This window comes from Thiohalorhabdus denitrificans (assembly GCF_001399755.1).
In the GTDB taxonomy this organism is placed as follows: Bacteria; Pseudomonadota; Gammaproteobacteria; order Thiohalorhabdales; family Thiohalorhabdaceae; genus Thiohalorhabdus; species Thiohalorhabdus denitrificans.
The window spans coordinates 152,131-158,289 of record NZ_LJCP01000009.1 but is presented as its reverse complement, the minus strand read 5'-3'; the positions used below and the strand labels follow the sequence as shown (position 1 = coordinate 158,289).

At 70.1% G+C, this 6,159-nt stretch carries 8 protein-coding genes and 1 tRNA gene; 6 read left to right on the top strand and 3 right to left on the bottom strand.

All coding sequences use genetic code 11. The annotated features are described in order from the left end of the window. Positions 1 to 520: IS3 family transposase (locus tag AN478_RS06900; protein ID WP_156344079.1), on the top strand; the 520-nt coding region annotated here is incomplete at its 5' end. 140 nt (positions 521 to 660) lie between these two features. Here AN478_RS06900 and AN478_RS06895 read toward each other — a convergent pair. After that, positions 661 to 1,302: a DNA-binding protein gene (locus AN478_RS06895; RefSeq protein ID WP_054965882.1), complete on the bottom strand. Its 642-nt coding sequence runs from the start codon at positions 1,300 to 1,302 to the stop codon at positions 661 to 663. Between the two features lie 854 nt (positions 1,303 to 2,156). On the opposite strand from AN478_RS06895, the gene AN478_RS14835 reads away from it, so the two are divergent. Then, the gene (locus AN478_RS14835; RefSeq protein ID WP_074471461.1) at positions 2,157 to 2,540 is read left to right on the top strand and encodes a helix-turn-helix domain-containing protein; all 384 of its coding nucleotides are present in this window, start codon (positions 2,157 to 2,159) and stop codon (positions 2,538 to 2,540) included. A 71-nt stretch (positions 2,541 to 2,611) separates the two neighbouring features. Next, positions 2,612 to 3,502 (top strand): site-specific integrase, encoded by an 891-nt coding sequence (locus AN478_RS06890; RefSeq protein WP_399353874.1) that lies wholly within the window; start codon positions 2,612 to 2,614, stop codon positions 3,500 to 3,502. A gap of 52 nt (positions 3,503 to 3,554) precedes the next feature. On the opposite strand, the gene AN478_RS06885 is transcribed toward AN478_RS06890, so the two are convergent. Together AN478_RS06885 and AN478_RS06880 are read right to left on the bottom strand one after the other, a co-directional pair. Next, positions 3,555 to 3,631: transfer RNA gene (locus AN478_RS06885), tRNA-Arg, on the bottom strand. Positions 3,632 to 3,830: 199 nt separating this feature from the next. Then, positions 3,831 to 4,118, bottom strand: a complete 288-nt coding sequence (locus tag AN478_RS06880; RefSeq protein WP_054965880.1) for a hypothetical protein — start codon at positions 4,116 to 4,118, stop codon at positions 3,831 to 3,833. A gap of 211 nt (positions 4,119 to 4,329) precedes the next feature. Here AN478_RS06880 and AN478_RS06875 point away from each other — a divergent pair, with 211 nt between their 5' ends. From AN478_RS06875 to AN478_RS06865, 3 genes are all read left to right on the top strand, one after another. After that, the gene (locus tag AN478_RS06875; protein WP_143004180.1) at positions 4,330 to 4,887 is read left to right on the top strand and encodes a hypothetical protein; all 558 of its coding nucleotides are present in this window, start codon (positions 4,330 to 4,332) and stop codon (positions 4,885 to 4,887) included. A gap of 198 nt (positions 4,888 to 5,085) precedes the next feature. Further along, complete coding sequence (gene ndhC / locus AN478_RS06870) at positions 5,086 to 5,511, top strand: NADH-quinone oxidoreductase subunit A (protein WP_054965878.1); 426 nt, start codon at positions 5,086 to 5,088, stop codon at positions 5,509 to 5,511. Continuing rightward, positions 5,511 to 6,158 (top strand): NADH-quinone oxidoreductase subunit B, encoded by a 648-nt coding sequence (locus tag AN478_RS06865; RefSeq protein WP_054965877.1) that lies wholly within the window; start codon positions 5,511 to 5,513, stop codon positions 6,156 to 6,158. The genes ndhC and AN478_RS06865 overlap by 1 nt, the downstream gene beginning before the upstream one ends. The last annotated feature ends 1 nt before the right edge of the window (position 6,159 follow it).

Here is a 6,159-nt window from a genome sequence, read left to right as displayed (position 1 = left end):
CCGGGTGGAGCGGGACTTCCAGGCCGAGGCACCGGATACGCTCTGGGTCTCGGACATCACCTATGTACCCACGGACGCCGGTTTTCTGTACCTGGCCGTGGTGCTCGATGTCTTCAGCCGCGGGGTGGTCGGCTGGTCGATGGCCGGCCACATGCGCACCGAGCTGGTACTAAACGCCCTGGATATGGCGATTCAGAGTCGCCAGCCGGAGTCGGTAATTCATCATTCGGACCAGGGCTGCCAGTACACGTCGCTGGCGTTCGGCCAGCGCTGCCAGGAGGCCGGCGTGGCCCAATCCATGGGCTCAGTCGGTGATTGCTACGACAACGCCCTGGCCGAGAGCTTTTTCGCTACCCTCGAATGCGAATTGATCGACCGCCAGTGCTTCGGAAACCATGCGGAGGCCAAGCGGGCGATCTTCGAATTCATCGAGGGCTGGTACAACCCGAGTCGCCGCCATTCCGCCCTCGGCCAGCAGGCCCCGAAGGCCTATGAAGCGGCCTGGCGGGATGCCGCGTAAACCAAACTGTTACCTGTCCACTGAAACGGGGCAACTCCAATGCCGCGACGTCAGAGGGGCCTTATTGGCCGGGAGCCTTTGGGGGTGCCGGCCACAAAGATCGGCGGATCCGGGACCCGTAAGGGCCCTATCGGTCTCCCCTATCCTGGCTCATCGGGGGTGCCTTCCTCCGCCGGGCCGGTCTCCGATCCTGCGTAGGGCACTTCCGGAGCGGGAACGGCCATCCGCTCCAGGGCTCCCATCATGCGCTCCAGGTGCGCGCCCTGTTCGCTTACCTGCTGGGCGAGCCGGTCCCGCTCGGCCTCCGCCTGCTCGGCACGGCGGCGCTCTTGTTCCGTCTCGGCGGCGGCCTCCTCGGCGCGCCGGCGTTGGCTCTCCGCCTCGGCGGCGGCCTGGTCCCGCTCCCCCCGCAATCGTTCGGCCTCCTCGACAGCCCGGTCCGCGGCCCGGGCGGCCTCCTGCTGGGCCTGCTCCATCGCCTCGCGGTCCTGGTGGAGAGCCGCCCGCTCCGCCTCCACCTCCTCCCGGGCAAGCTTCCGGGCGGCCTGCCACAGCTCCGCGGCCTGGGCCCGGGCCTGCTCCGCCAACTCCCCAGGGAGGGTGGCCTCCTCGGGCCGGGGCTGACGGGCCGCCCGCCAAGCCTGCATCCCCTCGCTGATCGTGGTGTAGCTGCCCCCGCCGAGTTCGTCACGCACGGCGGCCAGGGTGGGCCGCTCCCCCCGCTCCGCCAGGGCGTCCGCGGCCTCGAAGATGCGCTGTCGCTGCTCCTCGGACAGGGCCATGGGGCCTCCTTGTAGGTAGTAGGTTGTATTTACTACCTACATACTATCCCCCGTGTCCCCGCCGCGGGACCCCCGGATCCTTCCCCCCGCTCCTTCCAGGACCCGGGGCCAGGCCCCGGGGTACCGGCGCCCCCGCCGACCGCCGGGCCGCCTCGGGAGATCCCCCGCACCACTCCCCCGGGCCCGGGCGCCGTGCCCCTCCCGGAGCCCGGACGACGGGCGTCGGCCTTCCGCGCCCGGCCCGCGGTCCCGACCCCCCTGCCTCCTCCGCCCGGACGGTACGGTCCGCCCCGGGGCCGTTACACGGGCGGTTCCTCCTCCCCCCAGTGCTTCCTCCCCCCGTTACAGCCATTGGGCGCCGCGGGGAAATGTAACGGAAGGGGGAGCCCCTTCCCTGTCCCGAAGAATGACAGGGGGCCCCGATGGCGCCGTCCGGCGCCGGGACGATACAGCTCGACGGAGCGGCGGGGCGCCGGGTGGCGCCATTTGTCCCGGAAAGCCCGGCAGCGGTGGCTCCCAGCGCCGAATGGCGCCAAACCGGTCCCTTCGGTGCCGGACGGCGCCATCCATCCCCGGTCGGTGCCCCCCCGTCCGTCCCCGTCAACTTCTGGACAGTTGTCGGACTTTTGACGGTCCGAGGGCCTTAACCCCGCCGCCCGCCGCCGGGCCAACCTCCCCTCCGCCGAGCGGGGCCACCTTGCCCTCACGCCCCGGTTGCCCGGCACCTCCGGGCCCCGGGGCGGGGCCCTCGCCCGGCCGCAGGGGGAGCTGGCACGGGGGTTGCTCCAGGGGGGCCAGACGGCCGCCTCCCGGGAGGCGGTCCGGCCCAGCAAACCCAAGACCGAGGGAGGAGCATGGATCCGCTCGCACTGGACTTCGCCAAAGCCGGGGAGCTGCTAGATGTAAGCGCGTCGACCATCCGGCGCCTCGCCGACGCCGGCGAGATCCAAACCGTCCACGTGGGCCGTTCCCGGCGCGTGGTGGTGGATTCGTTGAAGCAATGGGTGGAAACCCGGGCCGCGCCTGGCTACGATGCCTCCGAGAACGAGGCAGGGCTGGCGGCCGAGGAGAAAGGAGGAGACGCATGCCCCAGCCCGAACGAGGCGGCCACCGGGAAGGACGCCTCTTCTACCGAAATGGATCCAGCAAGATCTGGGCGCAGTACTACGACGCCGACGGACGGCGACGCCGCCGCTCGACTGGCCAGACGGATTGGGATCGAGCGGCCGCCCTCCTGAGGCAGTGGGAGCAGGACGCCTTCCTGGGGCGGCATTTCGCCGTCCCGGCGGCCCGCACCTTCGACGAGCTCATGGTGGCCTTTCTGGAGGACACCGCCGGGGAACGGGATCCGAAGCGGGACAACCTCTGTCTGCGCCACCTCTACCCCGCCTTCTCCGGCCGGGACCTCCACGGCCTGACGAGCGCCGAGATCCGCCGCTACGCCCGCCAGCGCCAGCGCGCGGGGGCCGCGGCGAGCACGGTCAACAAGGAGATCGGGCTGCTGTCGAAGGCGATCAACCACGCCCGGCTGGAGTGGGGGTGGGAGCTGCCCAACCCCACCAGCGGGTGCCGGCTGCCCGAGCCGGAGGGCCGGCTGCGCTGGCTGACCAAGGCGGAGGCGGCCCGCCTGATCGAGGCGGCGGGGCGGACCCGCGCCCCGCACCTGGCGGACCTCATCCGCCTGGGGCTGTACACCGGGATGCGCCGCGGGGAGCTGTTCCGCCTGGAGTGGCGGCGGGTGGACCTCCAGCAGGGGCTGGTGTTTCTGGATCCGGGCCACCAGAAGAACCGCCGCCGGGGCTCGGTACCCCTGAACGCCACCGCCCGGGCCGCCCTGGTGAGCCGCCGCCAATGGGTGGCGGAGCATTGCCCGGACAGCCCCTGGGTGTTCGCCAAGAAGGATGGCGAGCCGCTCGGCGACGTGAAAAACGGCTTCGCCTCGGCCTGCAAGGCGGCGGGGATCGTGGACTTCCGGATCCACGACTTGCGCCACACCTTCGCGAGCTGGCTGGTGATGTCGGGGGTGCCCCTGTACGAGGTGCGCGACCTGCTGCGCCACCGCTCGATCACCCAGACCGAGCGCTACGCCCACCTCGCCCCCGACCGGCTGGCGGCCGCCGCGGCGGTCCTGGACGGGGAGCCGGCCGCGGGGGACACCGGGGCGGCCCCGGCCGAGGTTGTGGCGCTGGCACAAAACTGACACAGCCGGCGGGAAAGGAGGGCACAGCCGGCTTCTAGAGGCTTGATTTTCCTGGCGCCCCGGACAGGATTCGAACCTGTGACCTACGGCTTAGGAGGCCGTTGCTCTATCCTGCTGAGCTACCGGGGCTTTGTCCCGGGAATTCTAGCATCGGAAGTCCGGCGGACCCATCCCCGGGCGCGGCCGGGCCGGTGTCCCCACCGTCTTGCCTGGCTGTGGAAAGCATGCGGGCCCCGGTTCCGGGGAAGGCCCAGGCGGCCTACCCCGGCGAACCGTCACGGTCATGGGCCGCTCCCGCGGACCTTGGGAGTGCCTCGGAAGCGCCGGCCTAGAACTCCAGAGAGTACTGTCGCAGCTCCTCCAGGCTCTTCTCTTCCAGCTGCTTCTCCGTCATGGCCGTCAGCTCCCGCACCTTTTCCAGGGCCGCCTCGTGGATCTGGTCCACGGTCCAGTCGTTGCCGTAGGGCACGTTCACGCGGAAGTGGACATTGGGGTGGGTATCCAGCTCCGGGTTCTCGAAGTGGAGCTCCACGTCCACCCAGGCGAGGCGCTTGTCGTCGATCTTCACCACTCCGCCGATGGCGGGGATATCAAAGCTTTCCAGCTGGAGGCTCATTCCGTATTCCTCCCCGTTGATTCGGGGTCCCCCTTCCAGAATGCCCCCTACCTCGCCCGCCGAAGCAAGCCGGAACATCCCGGGAGCATACAGCCGGTGCCGGAATGCGGCCCTGCCTGGGGGAGCGAAGCCCCCGGTTGGCAGCGGCTTCGCTAGGGCATTTACTGGGGGTAACAACCTTTCAGGATCGGTGGGCCAAGGAGGGCGACCCATGGCACGGAGGCGCGAGGCGCGGATGCTCCGCAGCCGGCACGACAAGGAAACGGGTCGGGCGAAGCGGCGCGAGGACCTCGCCCGGGGCGCGGAGCAATGGCCGGACCTCTTCCGGGACCTTCTCCGTCAGGACCCGGACGAGGACCTGGTGGACCGCTTGGAGAACCACTGGCTGCCCGATATCAACCAGGGGGAGACGGCCCATGCCCTCCCGGAGGAAGCCCTGCTCTACCTGAAGGTCTGGGCCCTGGAAACGCTGGCGGAGGAGAAGGCCCACGAGGCCATGGAAGGCGACGGCGAGCTCCGTAACCTGAGCCGGAGGATGCGGGCCATCGAGGAGGAGCATGGCCTCGAGCGCGGGGAGCCCTGGCTGCCCGGCGAGGGCCCCGGCAACTGGGAGGAGCTCCGCCGGCAATGGCAGCAGAAGGTGGACGGGATCTTCCTGGAGACCCTGGAGGAACATGGCGAGCAGGAGCTGGCGCGGATGTTCCGGGAGGATCCCGAGGCCCTGGAACGCCGGACGGAGGAGGGCCGCCGCTACATTTTCGGCCAGTAGGGACCCGGAACAATCACCCGGCCCGCCTACCGGCTTCTCCATCGCAAGCGAAGACGAGTCATCGAGAGGCCCTCCCCCACGTTGGCTGCCCTTCCATATGTCCGCCGGACCCGTTAGGGCCCTCCCGCCTTTACCCCGCCACGCCGCCCGCATTAGGTGAAAGGAAGGGATCCCCACCAACGGAACAGGACCGGCTCCTTGCCCAGCGATCCAGCAGCCGCCCTCGCCTATTGGCCCTTCGTCCTGTACGTCTTCTCGGCCATCGCCCTGGTGGCCGCCGCCTTGGCCCTCGGCCATTTCCTCGGCCCGAAGCGCACCGGCCGGGGCCGCACCGAACCTTTCGAGTCCGGGATCGTGCCGGTGGGGTTCGCCCGCTTCCGGACCTCGGTGCAGTTCTACGTGGTGGCCATGTTCTTCGTCATCTTCGACATGGAGGCGGTATTCATCTTCGCCTGGGCCGTGGCGGCCCGGGAGGCTGGCTGGGCGGGCTACGTGGCCCTGGTGTTTTTCGTGGTGGTGCTGGCGGTGGCGCTGGCCTACGAATGGGCGGTGGGGGCGCTGGACTGGGCGCCGCGGGGCCGCGGCCGGCCGATCCGGGGGGAGCGCCCGGACAGGAGCCCCTGATGCGCTGGTGGATGACAAAGGTCGGGGAGTCCTCGGGGCCGACGAGCGAGACGCCAGGATACGGCTCTGTGGAGGAGGCCATGGAGCGCAACATGCTGCTCTCCCGGCTCGACGAGCTGGTGGCCTGGTGCCGCAAGAACTCTCTGTGGCCCTTCAACTTCGGCCTGTCCTGCTGCTACGTGGAGATGGCCACCGCCTTCACCAGCCCCCACGACATCGCCCGCTTCGGCTCGGAGGTCTTTCGCGCCACCCCCCGCCAGGCGGACCTGATCATCATCTCCGGCACCGTGTTCAGGAAGATGGCCCCGGTGATCCGGCGGCTGCACGGCGAGATGATGGAGCCTCGCTGGGTGATCTCCATGGGCTCCTGCGCCAACTCCGGGGGCATGTACGACATCTACAGCGTGGTGCAGGGCGTGGACAAGTTCCTCCCCGTGGACGTCTACGTCCCAGGCTGCCCGCCCCGGCCCGAGGCCGTGCTGGAGGGCCTGACCCTCCTCCAGCAGGCCATCGGCAGCGAGAGCCGGCCCCTGGAGCGCACCGTGGGCGAGACCCCACCGGATCCCGCACACCGGCCCAGCCAGCGCGCCCGCAAGCAAGCGAAGCGCATGCAGGCCACCACCTACCGCAAGCCGGACGGCGTCTAGC